The following is a 14,641-nucleotide window of genomic DNA, read 5'->3' as shown; positions in this document are numbered from 1 at the left end:
CGCGCCAGCATTACCGGCGCGCCGATGATTAGGAAACGTACGGGCTCGTGGCCATTTTCGTCCCATCGGTCAGTTCGCTGATCATGAAATCGTCGAAAAGCGTGGGCGCGTGTTCACGCAGAATTTCAAGGCAGGTTACGGCGAGCATCCTGATCTCCCCGTCGGCATGCTCGGAGGCGCGAGCCGCGATGAATTGGCGCCACGCACGGTAGTTTCCGGTGACCACGAAGCGGGTCTCCGTCGCGTTCGGCAAGATCGCGCGGGCGGCCTGGCGCGCCTTCTTACGCCGCAGCAGCGAGTTCGGCTCACCCGCCAAGTTTTCCTCGAGTGTTTTCAAAAGCTCGTCGTAGATAAAACGCGTCTCGTCGGCCGCGCGGACGAACATCCGGTGCAGCTCCTCGTCCTGCGCGATCAGGGAGGGCACGACTACTTCACTTTCGTCCTCGTGCACGAACCGCTGGCTGAGCTGCGAAAAGGAGAAGTTACGGTGGCGCAGAAGCTCGTTGCCCGCCGCGCGGGATAGCCCCCGGATGTAGATTGTCGCGGTTGCGTGTTCGAGGAGCGCGTCGTGGCCGACGTCGATGATGTGGTGCAGGTACGCGCTGTTTGTCGCCGTGTGGGGGTTGGGCCGGTCGAAGGTTTCGTAGCAGGCGCGGCCGGCGAACTCCACGATCGCTTCCGCGTCGCTGACCCCGTCATCGGGAACCCAGTCCACCCCGTCGGGCACGGCGAAGCGGCTCGCGGCGATGAGCTGGACATCCAGCTCCTTTTCCAACGCCATGCGCCTACAGCCCCAGGTACTTGTCCAGCCCCACGGTCAGCCCCGGGTGCTCGGCGACCTGTCGCACGCCCGTGAGCACGCCCGGGACGAACGAGTCGCGGCCGTAAGAGTCTTGCCGGATGGTCAGCGACTGGTCCTGGGTGCCGAAGATGACCTCCTCATGCGCGACCATTCCGGTCATGCGCACGGCGTGAACCTTGACGCCGTCGACATCGGCGCCGCGCGCACCGTCGAGGCTCTGCTCGGTGGCATCCGGGACGGGCGCCATGTCTGCTTCTCGACGAGCCTGCGCAATGCCCTGGGCCGTCTTGATCGCGGTGCCGGAGGGGGCGTCCAGCTTGTGCGGGTGGTGGTACTCCACCACCTCGGCGGACTCGAAGAAAGGCGCCGCCTGGCGGGCGAAAGCCATGGTCAACACCGCGGAGATGGCGAAGTTGGGGGCGATGAGAACGCCGACGTTTTCATTCGCTTCCAGCCACTGGCGCACCTGATCGTAGCGCTCATCGTCGAAACCGGTTGTGCCCACCACGCAGTGGATGCCGTGCTTGATGCAGAACTCCAGGTTGCCCATGACCGCGGACGGGGTGGTGAAGTCAACGATGACCTCCGCGCCGTTCTCCGTCAGCAGAGAGAGGCTGTCGTCCTGATCGATCTCCGCCACGAGCTCAAGGTCCTCAGTCGCCCTAACCCCGGCGACGACCGCCGAACCAACGCGCCCGTTTGCCCCGAGAACTCCAACTCTGATGGACATGTCCGACTCCTTTTAACTGTGTGGTGCTTTGGGTGCCACTTTATCCCCACCGCGAATAGCTCGGTGAGAGGTGGTCCCCATCAGGGTCTTAATCAGGCGCTCAAGGTCACGATTCGTTCACTATTTATCCCGGATGTCTCATCCGCACCTGTGAACAGGTTATGTTTGAGTTATGAATCTCAAGTCTCGCTACGTCGTTCCTGTCACTGTCGTAACAGCTTTAACGCTCGGTTCCTGTGCCGGTGCGCCTGAGAACAACGCCGCCGATCAGGCCCCGAGCACCACGGCCACGACCGCCACGACCACATTGACGTCGGCAGCCCCCACAACCGCCACAACCACGGTGATCCCCACCGCCCAAGCCCTGTCGGCGGTGGAAGAAGCCACTCCGGTAGGCCCGTTCGGCACCGACCGCGTCCAGGCGTACCCTGCGCCCGGCACCGAGCTGGTCATCTCTGACGTCCGCGTCGGCTCCCACGACGGTTTCGACCGCGTCGTCTTCGAGTTCTCCGGCACCGGCACGCCCGGCTACGTCGCGGGTTACACGCCCGAACCCCTGCAGCAGGCCTCCGGCTTGCCCGTCGACGTCAACGGCCAGGCGTTTTTCGAGGTGATGATCCAGGGAACCCCGATGGGGATGCTGAGCCCCGACGACGCCCTGGTCCAGACCGGGCCGATGGATCTAGCCAGTGGCAACATCCAGGGCGTGACCCACGGCGGGGTTTTCGAGGCCGACACCCAGTACATCGTGGGCCTAGACAAGCAGCGCCCCTTCAACCTTCACGTTCTGGAGAACCCGGCACGCGTGGTCGTCGACTTCCAGCAGTAAACACATCCGCCCCGGCCTTGGTGTGCAGGCCGGGGCGGAACAGTTAGTGAAAACGACGCGCCGGGGGTGGGGCGTCGTCAAGCGTGCTAGTCGTCCTCGCCGACGGGGACCAGCGAGATCTTGCCACGGTTGTCGATGTCGGCGATCTCCACCTCGATCTTCTCGCCGACGTTGACCACGTCCTCGACCTTGTCGATGCGCTGCGAGCCGCCGAGCTTGGAAATGTGCACGAGTCCGTCGGTGCCCGGCAGAATGGACACGAACGCGCCGAACGCCACCGTTTTCACCACGGTGCCCAGGTAGCGCTCTCCCACCTTGGGCATCTGCGGGTTGGCGATGCCGTTGATCTTGTCAATCGCCGCGTCGGCCGACTCACCGGTCGCCGCGGAGACGTAGATCGTGCCGTCGTCCTCGATCGAGATCTCCGCGCCGGTTTCCTCCGTGATCGAGTTGATCATCTTGCCCTTGGGGCCGATGACCTCGCCGATCTTCGACACGGGAACGTTAATCGCCGTAATCTTCGGCGCCAGCGGGTTCATCTCGTCGGGGCCGTCAATGACTTCCGCCATGGTGTCGAGAATCGCCTCGCGCGCGTCGCGGGCCTGCTCCAGCGCGGAGACCAGCACCTCCGAGGGGATGCCGTCGAGCTTGGTGTCGAGCTGCAGCGCGGTGATGAAGTCGGGAGTACCGGAGACCTTGAAGTCCATGTCGCCGAACGCGTCCTCCGCGCCGAGGATGTCGGTCAGCGCGACATACTTGGTGGCGCCGTCGACCTCGCCGGAAACGAGACCCATCGCGATGCCGGCAACCGGGGCAGCCAGCGGAACGCCCGCGTTGTACAGCGACAACGTGGAGGCACACACGGAGCCCATCGACGTCGAGCCGTTGGAGCCGAGAGCCTCGGAGACCTGGCGGATGGTGTAGGGAAACTCCTCGCGCGGAGGGATCACCGGAATGAGCGCGCGCTCGGCCAACGCCCCGTGGCCGATCTCGCGGCGCTTCGGCGAGCCAACGCGGCCCGTCTCCCCGGTGGAGTACGGGGGGAAGTTGTAGTGGTGGATGTAGCGCTTCGCGGTCTCCGGCTGCAGGGAATCCAGCGTCTGCTCCATCTTGAGCATGTCGAGGGTGGTCACGCCGAGAATCTGGGTCTCGCCGCGCTCGAACAGAGCGGAGCCGTGGGCACGCGGGATGAGTTCCACCTCGACCTCGAGGTCGCGAATGTCGCTGACCCCGCGGCCGTCGATACGGAAGCCCTCGGTGAGGATCTTCTCGCGCACGATCGACTTCATCAGCGCGTTGTACGCGGCACGGATTTCCTTGCTCGCCTGCGTGTACTCGTCCTCGTCGTCATCGTCGAAGTCGAACTTGTCCAGCAGCGTCTCCTCGATCTCCTCCATGTAGGCGTTGGTGGCGTCATCGCGGTCCTTCTTGCCCTGGATGGTCAAAAGGGTGGCGAGCTTTTTCGCAGCCCTCTTCTCCACCGCGGAGTACACCTTGTCGGAGTAGGCGGGAAACAGCTCGAACTCCTGGGTCTCCTTCGCCGTCTCCTCTGCCAGCGCGGCCTGGGTCTCACACAGCGTCTTGATGAACGGCTTGGCCGCGTCCAGACCCTCGGCGACCGTTTCTTCGGTCGGCGCGGGAGCACCGTCAGCCACAAGCTTGACGACGCTCGCCCCGGCGCCAGCCTCAACCATCATGATCGCGACATCGCCATCAACGACACGGCCGGCGACGACCATCTCGAACACGCAGTGGTCGTGCTGCTCGTGGTTGGGAAACGCCACCCACTGTCCCTCGGGGTGCTGGTCATCGGTGAGCAGCGCCATGCGCACAGCGCCGACAGCGCCGGAGACCGGCAGCCCGGAAAGCTGGGTAGCAGCGGACGCGCCGTTGATGGCAACGACGTCGTAATACTCATCGGGGTTCATGCTGAGCACGGTGATGACAACCTGGACCTCGTTGCGCAACCCCTTGACAAAGGTCGGGCGCAGCGGGCGGTCGATCAGGCGGCACGCGAGGATCGCCTCCGTGGAGGGGCGACCCTCGCGGCGGAAGAACGAGCCCGGGATCTTACCCGCGGCGTACATGCGCTCCTCGACGTCGACGGTCAGGGGGAAGAAGTCGATGTTGTCGCGCGGGTTCTTCGATGCGGTGGTCGTGGCCAGCAGCATCGTGTCCTCGTCGAGGTAGGTCGTCACAGACCCGCCCGCCTGCCGGGCGAGCTGCCCCGTTTCGAAGCGGATGGTGCGCGAGCCGAAGTCGCCGTTGTCCAGTACGGCGACTGCCTCGGTGATGCCGAAATCCTCGTCCACGTGGATGTCGAAGGTGTTTTTAGGGGTGTGCGTGCTCAAAAGATCCCTTTCCGTGGGTGTCTTACGGCGATCGTCGGTGCCGCCGTCCTGCTGATTTTTATGCAACGGTGCCCTATTCTACCAGGTGACGCGTCATGCACCACTTTTGCAAAACGCTCGCCCGCACCACACCCGCGGGATGAAAAAATCGCCCTTCCCGCGGGCGTGCTGCGGGAAGGGCGATTCTCTTCTGTTAAAGGTTGTAGAAGCCGGTGGGCTCTAGCGGCGCAGGCCGAGGCGAGCGATGAGCTCACGGTAGCGCTCGACGTTGTTCTCGCGCAGGTACTTCAGCAGGCCACGGCGGCGGCCGACGAGCAGAAGCAGGCCGCGGCGGGAGTGGTGGTCGTGCTTGTGGAACTTCAGGTGCTCGGTGAGCGAGTTGATGCGCTCGGTCAGCAGCGCAACCTGGGCCTCGGGCGAGCCGGTGTCGGTCTCGTGCAGGCCGTAGTTCTTGAGAATTTCGATCTTCTTCTCGGCAGTCAATGCCATGGGGTTACTCCTTTGAGTAGATACGTGGTTGTTTCAGTCCGCACAAGCTCGATACGCAATCGAGCGCTTCAAGACGAGTGTTCAAGGTGCACATGACTGCCGCGGACCGCAGTCGCTCACCGTGTCGCCCACCGTGTCGCCCACCGTGCCTAAAGCGTTGGTGAGTCTATCTGAGCCCCCATGACGACCCCAAATCGCGGGCTGAGCGATCTTGGCTCCCGGCGCTCTCTTAGCTCCCGTGGCTCTCGCTCGGCTCGGTTGCCTGTGCGAGTGTGGTCAGCCGCGACAGGAACTGCTCGAGGAAGCGGTCGGTGTCGACCGCGACGGCGACGTGGGCCGTCTTCACCGGGTCATTGAGGCGGGTTTCGTCTCCGATGGTGCGCCCCCGCGTCGGGCCCTCCGTGTCGGTTTTCATGTTGATGTCGATGAGCTGAACCAGCGAGGGGTCGACGGCAACGCCGACCGCCAGCGGGTCGTGCAGCCCGCACCCGCCCAGGTGGGGGGCGGTGGTGTCGTAGGCCTTGATGTAGTAGTCCGTCGCCTCGGCGAGGAAATCGCCTCCGCGGGTGCCCAGCTCGCGCCACTTCTTCGTCTCCGCGTACGTCAGCAGCGTCTGCAGGGTGACGTCGAGGCCGATCATGGTCACGTCGTTGGCGCGGCGGAACAGAAGGTCCGTCGCCTCCGGGTCCTGGTTCACGTTCGCCTCGGCCCACGGCGAGACGTTGCCCGGCACAGTCAGTGCCCCGCCCATCATGACGATGTGCGCGCGCTTGGCGAAACTTTCCGACGCCTCAATCGCCGCCGCAATGGTGGTCGACGGACCCGTCGGCACAATCACGAGGTCGTCCCCGTAGCGCTCGACGGACTCAACGAGGAAGTCAACGGCACTTTTTTCCTGCACCTTCGCCGCCGGCTCCGGCAGCACCGCGCCGCCGATGCCGTTGGCACCGTGGATGAAGGCGGAGATCTCCAACACCTCGAAAGAGTCGCGGGTGCGCGCGTGATCGGGTCCGGCGAACACGGGGATGTCCGCGCGGCCGAACAACTCCAGGATGGCCAGGGAATTGCGCACCCCCGTCTCCACCAGCACGTTGCCGTACGTTCCGGTCACGCCGATGAGCTCGAGCTCCGGTGACCCCAGCGCGTAGGCCAGGGCGAGTGCATCGTCGATTCCGGTGTCGAGGTCGAGAATGATTTTACGTGCCATGTGAGACTTACCTTTCGGGGTTTTTCGGGTCCGCCGCCAGAATCCGGCGGGTCGTTTCTACGTCGCGGGCCATGCTTTCCAGCAGTTCATCGACCGAGTCGAACTTGACCATGTCGCGCACCTTGCCGACGAACTCGACGCGAGCGAGCCGCCCGTAGAGGTCAGCGTCGCGGTCGAGGATGAAGGATTCAACGCTGCGGCGCGCATCGCCGAACGTGGGGTTCGTGCCCACCGAAATCGCCGCGGGGTAGCGCACGCCCGGTTCCATGTCGCCGACGATGGGGCCTTTCTCGGCGCCGTCAACCACGGTGAGCCACCCGGCGTAGACGCCGTCTGCGGGCAGGGCGGAGATGTCGGCGACGTACTGGTTCGCCGTCGGGTACCCGAGCTCGCGGCCACCGCGGCCCGCACCGCGCTCAATCACCCCGGTGACCGCGAACTCCCGACCCAAGAAATCCGCCGCGACGCGCACGTCGCCGCGATCCAGTTCCTCGCGCACGGCCGTGGAGCAGACGCGCACGCCGGCGTCGTTAAGCAGCTCGACGGTGACGACCTCAATGCCGTACGCCTTGCCGAGCTCCCGCATGGTGGCGGCGGTGCCGGCGGCATCCTTGCCGAAGGTGAAGTTCTCCCCCACCACCACCGTCCTCGCGCCGAGCACGCCCGCCAGGACGTCGCGGACGTACATTTCGGGGCTGTCGCCGGCAAGCTCCTCGCGGAAGTCAATGACCACGAGGTAGTCGACGCCGAGCTGCTCGATCAGTCGGGCGCGCTCGCTCAGCGGGATCAGCGCCTTCGGCGCGCGCTCGGGGGCGAAGATCGCAACCGGGTGCGGCTCGAATGTCATCACCACACATGGCAGTCCGAGCTCACGGGCGCGCACCACGGCCTCGCTGATGAGTAGCTGGTGACCCCGGTGGACCCCGTCAAAGACTCCGATGGTGACAACCGTCGCGCCGAGAGCTTCCGGCACCTGCCGCAGACCGCGCAAAATATCCACGGTGGATACACTACGGCATACTGTTTCAGTATGAGTTTTGCCCCTGACCCGCTCGCCAGCTCCGGAATCGTTGTGGTGGACAAACCCGCCGGGATGACAAGCCACGACGTCGTCACCCGCCTGCGCCGCTTTTTCCGCACCCGCAAGGTGGGCCACGCAGGCACCCTCGACCCGATGGCCACCGGCGTGCTCGTCGCCGGCATCGAGCGCGGCACCAAACTGCTCGCCCACCTCGTCGCCGAGGACAAGGTCTACGCCGCTACAATCCGGCTCGGGGCCACCACCACCACCGATGACGCCGACGGCGACGTCGTTATGTGCGCGGATGCCTCCCAGATCGGCGACGCCGACATCGCGGCCGGCATCGCTGAGCTCACGGGCGAGATCATGCAGGTGCCGTCGAGTGTCTCGGCGATCAAGATCGGGGGCCGGCGTGCCCACGAGCTCGTGCGCTCGGGCGAAACGGTCGACATTCCGCCGCGGGAAGTCACCGTGTTCCGTTTCCACGCGTTGGCGGTGCGTCGTCACGCGAGCGTCATCGACGTCGACGTGCGCGTCCACTGCTCGAAGGGCACTTACATCCGCTCGCTAGCCCGCGACCTCGGCGCCGCACTCGGCGTCGGCGGGCACCTCACGGCGCTGCGCCGCGAGGCCGTCGGCGCGTTCACGCTGGATGACGCCCGCAGCCTCACCCAGCTCGAGACCGCCCCCACCCTCTCGTTGAGCTTGGACGAGGCGCTGAGCCGCGCCTGGCCCGTCATCGACGTCACTGCCGCGGAGTACGAGGCGCTCGCCATGGGCAAGTGGTTGGAACCGCGGGGCGTGCGCGTCGTCCACGCCGCCGTCGGCCCTGACGGGCGCGCCGTCGCCCTGGTCAAGGAGCAGGGCAAGCGCCTGTCGACGGTGTTCGTCGCCCGGCCGTCGACGCTGTGACAAGCGCCTAGGCCTCCACGAAGGCAGAGGCGATGACGAACCCGCTGCGCACCGCCCAGCGCCCCTCGAAAAACGGAACCGGGGTGGGCCTGACCAGGATATAGGCGATGAACGTGCCGTCGGGGCGGATGTCAATCTCGGCGTCTTCGAACCCGAGCCAGCGCCGCGTCATTGGGAACCAGCACTTGTACGTCGCTTCCTTCGCGCAGAACAGCAGCCTGCCCGCCCACTGATCTCCGCCCGCCCTCATCTGGTCGAAGCGGTGGCGCTCCGGCGAGCGCGCGATCTGGTCGATCACGCCCTCCGGCAGCGGCTCGGCCGGTTCAACATCGAGGCCCATCGACCGCACGTGCGTCCGCGGCGCCGCCACCGCCGCGCGCAGGCCCTCCGTGTGCGTCAGCGAGCCCGTGTAGCCCTGCGGCCACAGGGGCATGCCACTGTCGCCTTTCAGGATCGCCTCTCCAGGTGGTACCCCCAGCTCCTGCAGCGCGCGGTGCGCGCACCAGCGCGCGTCGCCAAATTCGCCTTTTCGCTTGTCGACGGCCTGACTGACCAAACCCTGCTCCTCCGGGTGCAGCTCCAGGTAATTGGTCAGGTTGGCGGCCTCGTCCGTGCGCAGGTACACGTAGCGCGCCGCCGCGGGGAACAGCTCCACATCCTTCATCACTGCTTCAACTCCATCACCGGGTACGGCCAGGCGGTATCCCCGCTGCGCGCGGGCGCGCCCTGCCACTCCCTGGGGTAGCCGAGGGAGACCTCGATGTGGTCCACGCCGTCGACGCGCGTGACACCCGGCATGTGGAGGTGTCCGTAGATCACGGCCTGCGCGTTGTAGCGCTTCGCCCAGGACCGGGTGTGCCGGGTGCCGCACCACAGCGCGATCTCAGGAAAGTACAGCCGTGAGACCGGTTCCTGCACCAAGGGCCAGTGGTTGACCAGGATGGTGGGGCCGTCGATACGCGAAAGCCGCCGCGTGGTGTAGGCGAGCCGGTCCCAGCACCAGGCACGGATGTCGACGAAGGGGGCGATGGCGAACTCGTCGGTCAACACGATGCTCTTTTCCTGCGCGGCGGACAGCGCCTGCTCCACGGTGAGGTCGGGTCCGCGGAAGGAATAGTCGTAGAGGGTGAACAACGGCGCAATGGTCACCCCGCCGAACGTCGGATACACATCCTCGGGGGTGATTACTCCGATCTCGCGCAACGCGTGCACGAGAGCCGCGTATTTCTCCCGGCCGCGGTAGCGATCGGTAGAACGCGAGTACAGCTCGTGGTTGCCTGGCACCCAGATCACCGTGTCGAACCGGCTGGCGAGCTTGTCCAGAATCATCACCACCAAATCGAGTCGCTCCGCAACGTCGCCGGCGACAATGAGCCAGTCCGACGGGTGGGCCGGTTGGATCCGATCAATGTGCGGCCCGTTGGCTTTGACTGCCGCGTGCAGGTCGGATACCGCCCACAAGGTTGTCGTGGTGGTCACCATGGCTTCTTGTTCTATCACACGGTGTCACCCGCGATGGCCCATTTCATCGAGCGGAATCGACCAACCACGCCGACAAGGCGGATGACCACGGAAGCCAGCAGGCCGGCCCACACGCCGGGCAGTCCCCACCCAAAGGCCGCCGCGGCGAGCGTCACCGGGAAAAAGACACCGAGCACGGAAGCAATGGTCAGCGTGCGCAAAAACGCTACGTCACCCGCCCCGAGCAACGCCCCGTCAAGCGCGAACACGACCCCGCCGACAACAATCATGGCCACGAGCATCCACCACGCAACGCCGAGCTGGGACACCACCGCGGCGTCGCGGGTGAACAGCGACCAGATCACGCGGCCGGACAGGGCGAAGGCCAGCGCGAGAACGCCCGCGAAGACTATGGAGTAGCGGGTCGCCAGTTCACCGACGCGGCGCGCCAGCACCACCTCGCCGCGGCCCAGCGCCGAGCCCGTGAGGGTTTGCGCCGCGATGGCCAGCGAATCAAGCACGAGGGTGAGGAAGTTCCACAGCTGCAGCAGGATCTGGTGGGCGGCCAACGCGGCGACACCGAAACGACCGGCCACTGCCGCCGCGGCCAGCATGGAGATCTGAAACGACAGTGACCGCAAAATCAGGTCCCGCCCCATGACGAGCTGACTGCGGATCACACCCCAGCGCGGCGCCCACGACCCTTCGTTCGCGGTGTGCTCGCGTATCAGCGTGATCAGAAACAGCGCCGAGGTAATGCCGATGCCCAGCACGTTTGCCCACGCGGAGCCGACGAGTCCGAAGCGTTCCACGAACAGCGGCAGCGCAACCGCGCCCGGAACGAGCCCGGACAGGGTGAGGATGAAAGGCAGCCTAGTGTTTTGGACCCCACGCAGCCAACCGTTGCCCGCCATGATGATCAGCGTCAGCGGGATCGCGACCGCGGCGACGTGCATCCACCTGGCCGAGGCCGCGGCTGTGGTGGGGTCGTTAGTCAGAAACAGCGCGATGGGCTGGGCGAAAAGCCAGATCAGCGCCGCGAGAGCCATGCCGACAGCGACAGCGACCCAGGTGGCCTGCACCCCCTCGGTGACGGCGTCGGGGCGACGACCGGCGCCGTAGAGGCGCGAGGCGCGCGCCGTCGTGCCGTAGGACAAAAACGTCAGTTGCACCGTCACGGTCGACTGCACCGCGGTGCCGGCGGCCAGCGCGGCGAGCTCCGCCGTGCCGAGCCTGCCCACTACAGCCGTGTCGAGCAGGAGGTATAGCGGGTTCGCGGCCAACACGCCGAGCGCGGGAAGCGCAAGGCCCAGAACCCGCCGCGGGGTTACAGTCACATCAGAGGTCATGGCAACGCGTCGACGAGGCTGGCGATCACCTGGTCCCGCGAGCCGTGGGCCGAGTACCCCGCCGCGGGGCGGTGGCCTCCCCCGCCGAGGCGCCCGGCGACGCGCGCGACGTCGACACTGACCGAACGCAGCGAGACGTTCCAGTACTGCGCGCCCTGCTGCTTGAGCACCACCCCGACGTCGCTGCCCTGGACGCTTCTCGCGTAGTCGATGATGCACTCCACGGCCGTCTGGCTCATCAGGTCGATCGCCGCGGAGTCTATGGTGAACACCGACACAGTGTTGCCGCGCACCTCGTAGGCCTCGAGCGAGGCCAGCACCGCGCCGACGTGACGCATATCCGCGGGTGTCAGCGCGTCCATCAGATCCATCGCGATCTGGCGGGTGTTGAGCCCGAAATCCATCAGCTCCGCGGCGAGGTGGTGCATCCGCGGCGTCCCCCAGCGGAAATTGCCCGTATCCGTGACTAGGCCCGCGTACAGGCAGTACGCGATGCGCGCGTCGAGATCCACGTTCATGTGGTGGAACAACTCGCGTACGATCGCCGTTGTCGATTCCGCGGACACCACGAGGTTGCGGACACCGAACATCGGGTTCGACGCATGGTGATCGACCACCAGCACCCGCGACCGATCCGCCTCGATCGCGGAGCAAAACGCGCCGGTGCGATCCGCTGAGGCGCAGTCAACGGTGACAAGGAGATCCTCAGTCGGCGCTTCGCAGGTGTAGTTGATCTCGTCGACGAACGGCACCGCCGCCAGGTTGTCCGGGTGCGGGGCGCGCTGCCCGATATAGGCGTTGGCGCGGACGCCGAGTTGGCGAAGCCCCGCCATCAGGGCGCAGGCCGAGCCCACCGCGTCGGCGTCGGGCTTGATGTGGGTGACCACGGCGACCGAGGGGGCGTCGACAAGCATGCGCGCCGCGGCGGCGAACTCGGCCTCGAGGCCTGGAAACATCTGCGCCATGAACCTACTCTTCGACGTTTCTGTAGGGGTTGCCCTCGCCCGCCGGCTTCGCGCCCTCGCGCAGGCGAGCGAGCTCGGCGTCACGGGCGCGAGCGCGGTTGAGCAGCTCCTCCATGCGCGCCGAGGCCTCCGGCACCGTATCCAACTCGAACGAGACCGTCGGCGTGAAACGCACGTTGAGCTGGTCGCCGACGATCTTGCGGATCTGTCCGCGCGCGCGGTGCAGCGCCTCGGCCGCCTGATCGTAGTCCGGCTCGTCGCTGATCTTGCGCCCGCGCACGGTGTAGTACACCGTCGCGTCGTGCAGGTCGCCTGTGACCCGAGCGTCGGTGACCGTGACCAGCTCCAGGCGCGGATCTTTCACCTCGCGCTCGATGGCGGACGCGACGATCGTCTGAATCTGCTTCGCCAACCGCTGCGCGCGTGAGTTGTCAGCCATGTCATCTCCTTTTTCTGACTCGGGTCCGATAACGTACCCGCTCATTCTAACCATGTCGAAAACCCCACCCCCTAGTGCAGGAGATGGGGCTATCGCTTGTCGACGCCGCGTTGTCACAGGCGTCGACAAGCCTCCCGCGGCTCTTAGTCGCGCGGAACCTCAACCATTTCGAAGACCTGGACCACGTCGTCGACCTGGATGTCCGGGTAGGACAGGACCATGCCGCACTCGTAGCCCTTGTCCACCTCGGTGACATCGTCCTTCTCGCGGCGCAGCGACTGGATGGTCGCGTCCGCGGTGACGACATTGCCGTCGCGCACCAGGCGGCACTTCGCGTTGCGGCGCACCTTGCCCTCGGTGACCATGCAGCCGGCGATCAGGCCGACAGACGACGCCTTGAAGATCTGGCGGATCTCCGCCGCGCCGATCTCGCGCTCCTCGTAGACCGGCTTGAGCATGCCCTTGAGAGCGGACTCGACATCATCAATGGCCTGGTAGATCACCGAGTAGTAGCGGATCTCCACACCCTCGTTGCCGGCCTCCTCGGTCGCCTTACCCTCGGCGCGAACGTTGAAGGCAACGATCACAGCATCCGAGGCGGCGGCCAGGACCACGTTGGTCTGCGTGACCGCACCGACGCCGCGGTCGATGATGTTGACCTCGACCTCGTCGTCGATCTCGATCTTGAGCAGCGCCTCCTCCAGGGCTTCCACCGAACCGGCGTTGTCGCCCTTGAGGATGAGGTTGAGCTGGCTGGTCTCCTTCAGAGCCGCATCCAGGTTCTCCAGGGAGACGCGCTTCTTGCGGCGCGCCTGCATCGCGGAGCGCTTGCGCGCGTCACGCTGCGCGGCGATCTGGCGCGCAACGCGGTCGTCCTCGACCACGAGCAGGTTGTCACCCGGGCCGGGAACGCCGTTGAGACCCTGAACCTGCACAGGACGAGACGGGCCGGCCTCCTCGACGTCGTTGCCCCACTCATCAACCATGCGGCGCACGCGGCCGAAGTTGCCGCCGACGACGATGGAGTCGCCCACGCGCAATGTACCGCGCTGCACGATCACCGTCGACACCGGGCCGCGGCCGCGGTCCAGGTAGGACTCGATGGCCAAGCCTTGGGCGTCCATGTCCTCGTTGGCGCGAAGATCCAACGCCGCGTCCGCGGTAAGCAGGACAGCCTCGAGCAGCTCGTCGATGCCGGTGTTGTTGCGCGCCGAAACATCGACGAACATCGTGTCGCCGCCGTACTCCTCCGGCACGAGACCGTACTCGGTGAGCTGGCCGCGGATCTTGTCCGGCTGTGCCTCAGGCTTATCGATCTTGTTCACGGCAACCACGATCGGCAGGTCGGCCGCCTTGGCGTGGTTGATCGCCTCAACGGTCTGCGGCATCACGCCGTCGTCGGCGGCGACGACCAGAATGGCCAGGTCCGTCGACTGGGCACCGCGGGCACGCATGGCGGTAAACGCCTCGTGGCCCGGGGTATCCAGGAATGTAATCGTGCGCGGCTCGTCCTCCAAGGTCACGGTGGTCTGGTACGCACCGATGCCCTGGGTGATGCCGCCGGCTTCGCCGGAACCGACGTTGGCTTGGCGGATCGTGTCCAGCAGGCGGGTCTTACCGTGGTCGACGTGGCCCATGACGGACACCACCGGCGGGCGGTGCGTCAGGTCTTCCTCGTCGCCCTCGTCCTCACCGAACTGCAGGTCGAAGGACTCCAGAAGCTCGCGGTCCTCGTCCTCCGGTGAGACCACCTCAACCTCGTAGTTGATTTCGGCGCCCAGCAGCTGCAGGGTTTCCTGCGGCACGGACTGGGTAGCCGTCACCATCTCGCCGAGGTTGAACAGGGCCTGAACCAGGTTCGACGCCTCGGTTCCGATCTTCTCCGCGAAATCGGCTAGGGATGCACCCTGGCGCAGGCGGACGGTCTTGCCGCCGCCGTCGGGCAGACGAACGCCACCAATGACGTTCGGTGCGTGCATCTCCTCGTACTCGCTGCGCTTCTGACGCTTCGACTTGCGCCCGCGCCCAGGAGCGCCGCCAGGCCGGCCGAACGCACCAGCGGTGCCGCCGCGACGACCGCCGCGGC

The 14,641-nt window shown here is 66.0% G+C and carries 14 protein-coding genes; 2 read left to right on the top strand and 12 right to left on the bottom strand.

Going from position 1 to position 14,641, the window contains the following annotated elements; all coding sequences use genetic code 11:
- Positions 1 to 28: 28 nt before the first annotated feature.
- Both thyX and dapB read right to left on the bottom strand, forming a co-directional pair.
- On the bottom strand, positions 29 to 781 hold the full coding sequence (thyX, locus tag HMPREF0298_RS05375) for an FAD-dependent thymidylate synthase (RefSeq protein ID WP_006840105.1): 753 nt from the start codon (positions 779 to 781) through the stop codon (positions 29 to 31).
- Between the two features lie 4 nt (positions 782 to 785).
- The gene (gene dapB, locus HMPREF0298_RS05370; RefSeq protein ID WP_006840104.1) at positions 786 to 1,532 is read right to left on the bottom strand and encodes a 4-hydroxy-tetrahydrodipicolinate reductase; all 747 of its coding nucleotides are present in this window, start codon (positions 1,530 to 1,532) and stop codon (positions 786 to 788) included.
- Between the two features lie 172 nt (positions 1,533 to 1,704).
- On the opposite strand from dapB, the gene HMPREF0298_RS05365 reads away from it, so the two are divergent.
- Positions 1,705 to 2,361, top strand: a complete 657-nt coding sequence (locus tag HMPREF0298_RS05365; RefSeq protein ID WP_006840103.1) for an AMIN-like domain-containing (lipo)protein — start codon at positions 1,705 to 1,707, stop codon at positions 2,359 to 2,361.
- 86 nt (positions 2,362 to 2,447) lie between these two features.
- Here HMPREF0298_RS05365 and HMPREF0298_RS05360 read toward each other — a convergent pair whose 3' ends face one another.
- The 4 genes from HMPREF0298_RS05360 to HMPREF0298_RS05345 form a co-directional block, all read right to left on the bottom strand.
- The gene (locus tag HMPREF0298_RS05360; protein WP_040422544.1) at positions 2,448 to 4,712 is read right to left on the bottom strand and encodes a polyribonucleotide nucleotidyltransferase; all 2,265 of its coding nucleotides are present in this window, start codon (positions 4,710 to 4,712) and stop codon (positions 2,448 to 2,450) included.
- A 219-nt stretch (positions 4,713 to 4,931) separates the two neighbouring features.
- Positions 4,932 to 5,201: a 30S ribosomal protein S15 gene (rpsO, locus tag HMPREF0298_RS05355; RefSeq protein ID WP_006840101.1), complete on the bottom strand. Its 270-nt coding sequence runs from the start codon at positions 5,199 to 5,201 to the stop codon at positions 4,932 to 4,934.
- Between the two features lie 229 nt (positions 5,202 to 5,430).
- On the bottom strand, positions 5,431 to 6,408 hold the full coding sequence (locus HMPREF0298_RS05350; RefSeq protein WP_006840100.1) for a nucleoside hydrolase: 978 nt from the start codon (positions 6,406 to 6,408) through the stop codon (positions 5,431 to 5,433).
- Positions 6,409 to 6,415: 7 nt separating this feature from the next.
- On the bottom strand, positions 6,416 to 7,408 hold the full coding sequence (locus HMPREF0298_RS05345; protein ID WP_006840099.1) for a bifunctional riboflavin kinase/FAD synthetase: 993 nt from the start codon (positions 7,406 to 7,408) through the stop codon (positions 6,416 to 6,418).
- Between the two features lie 30 nt (positions 7,409 to 7,438).
- Between HMPREF0298_RS05345 and truB the strand changes: the two genes are divergently transcribed.
- Complete coding sequence (truB, locus tag HMPREF0298_RS05340; RefSeq protein WP_006840098.1) at positions 7,439 to 8,341, top strand: tRNA pseudouridine(55) synthase TruB; 903 nt, start codon at positions 7,439 to 7,441, stop codon at positions 8,339 to 8,341.
- A gap of 7 nt (positions 8,342 to 8,348) precedes the next feature.
- Here truB and HMPREF0298_RS05335 read toward each other — a convergent pair whose 3' ends face one another.
- From HMPREF0298_RS05335 to infB, 6 genes are all read right to left on the bottom strand, one after another.
- Positions 8,349 to 9,005, bottom strand: a complete 657-nt coding sequence (locus HMPREF0298_RS05335) for a 4'-phosphopantetheinyl transferase family protein (protein WP_006840097.1) — start codon at positions 9,003 to 9,005, stop codon at positions 8,349 to 8,351.
- On the bottom strand, positions 9,005 to 9,823 hold the full coding sequence (locus HMPREF0298_RS05330) for a metallophosphoesterase family protein (protein ID WP_006840096.1): 819 nt from the start codon (positions 9,821 to 9,823) through the stop codon (positions 9,005 to 9,007). Before HMPREF0298_RS05330 ends, HMPREF0298_RS05335 begins: the two co-directional genes overlap by 1 nt.
- A gap of 14 nt (positions 9,824 to 9,837) precedes the next feature.
- Entirely contained in the window at positions 9,838 to 11,151 is a 1,314-nt protein-coding gene (locus tag HMPREF0298_RS05325) for an MATE family efflux transporter (protein ID WP_006840095.1), read from the bottom strand.
- Positions 11,148 to 12,116, bottom strand: a complete 969-nt coding sequence (locus HMPREF0298_RS05320) for a DHH family phosphoesterase (RefSeq protein WP_006840094.1) — start codon at positions 12,114 to 12,116, stop codon at positions 11,148 to 11,150. Before HMPREF0298_RS05320 ends, HMPREF0298_RS05325 begins: the two co-directional genes overlap by 4 nt.
- 4 nt (positions 12,117 to 12,120) lie before the next feature.
- The gene (gene rbfA / locus HMPREF0298_RS05315) at positions 12,121 to 12,555 is read right to left on the bottom strand and encodes a 30S ribosome-binding factor RbfA (RefSeq protein WP_040422543.1); all 435 of its coding nucleotides are present in this window, start codon (positions 12,553 to 12,555) and stop codon (positions 12,121 to 12,123) included.
- Between the two features lie 143 nt (positions 12,556 to 12,698).
- A partial coding sequence (infB, locus tag HMPREF0298_RS05310) for a translation initiation factor IF-2 (protein ID WP_006840092.1) occupies positions 12,699 to 14,641 on the bottom strand: 1,943 nt, incomplete at its 5' end.

This window comes from Corynebacterium lipophiloflavum DSM 44291 (assembly GCF_000159635.1).
Classification (GTDB): Bacteria; Actinomycetota; Actinomycetes; order Mycobacteriales; family Mycobacteriaceae; genus Corynebacterium; species Corynebacterium lipophiloflavum.
This window is presented reverse-complemented; position numbering and strand designations above follow the sequence as displayed.

What these genes read in the sequence shown, in the direction of transcription:
- thyX (WP_006840105.1), bottom strand. Translation starts at nt 781, where the DNA reads ATGGCGTTGGAAAAGGAGCTGGATGTCCAGCTCATCGCCGCGAGCCGC.
- dapB (WP_006840104.1), bottom strand. Translation starts at nt 1,532, where the DNA reads ATGTCCATCAGAGTTGGAGTTCTCGGGGCAAACGGGCGCGTTGGTTCG.
- HMPREF0298_RS05365 (WP_006840103.1), top strand. Translation starts at nt 1,705, where the DNA reads ATGAATCTCAAGTCTCGCTACGTCGTTCCTGTCACTGTCGTAACAGCT.
- rpsO (WP_006840101.1), bottom strand. Translation starts at nt 5,201, where the DNA reads ATGGCATTGACTGCCGAGAAGAAGATCGAAATTCTCAAGAACTACGGC.
- HMPREF0298_RS05350 (WP_006840100.1), bottom strand. Translation starts at nt 6,408, where the DNA reads ATGGCACGTAAAATCATTCTCGACCTCGACACCGGAATCGACGATGCA.
- truB (WP_006840098.1), top strand. Translation starts at nt 7,439, where the DNA reads ATGAGTTTTGCCCCTGACCCGCTCGCCAGCTCCGGAATCGTTGTGGTG.
- HMPREF0298_RS05335 (WP_006840097.1), bottom strand. Translation starts at nt 9,005, where the DNA reads ATGAAGGATGTGGAGCTGTTCCCCGCGGCGGCGCGCTACGTGTACCTG.
- HMPREF0298_RS05330 (WP_006840096.1), bottom strand. Translation starts at nt 9,823, where the DNA reads ATGGTGACCACCACGACAACCTTGTGGGCGGTATCCGACCTGCACGCG.
- HMPREF0298_RS05325 (WP_006840095.1), bottom strand. Translation starts at nt 11,151, where the DNA reads ATGACCTCTGATGTGACTGTAACCCCGCGGCGGGTTCTGGGCCTTGCG.
- HMPREF0298_RS05320 (WP_006840094.1), bottom strand. Translation starts at nt 12,116, where the DNA reads ATGGCGCAGATGTTTCCAGGCCTCGAGGCCGAGTTCGCCGCCGCGGCG.
- rbfA (WP_040422543.1), bottom strand. Translation starts at nt 12,555, where the DNA reads ATGGCTGACAACTCACGCGCGCAGCGGTTGGCGAAGCAGATTCAGACG.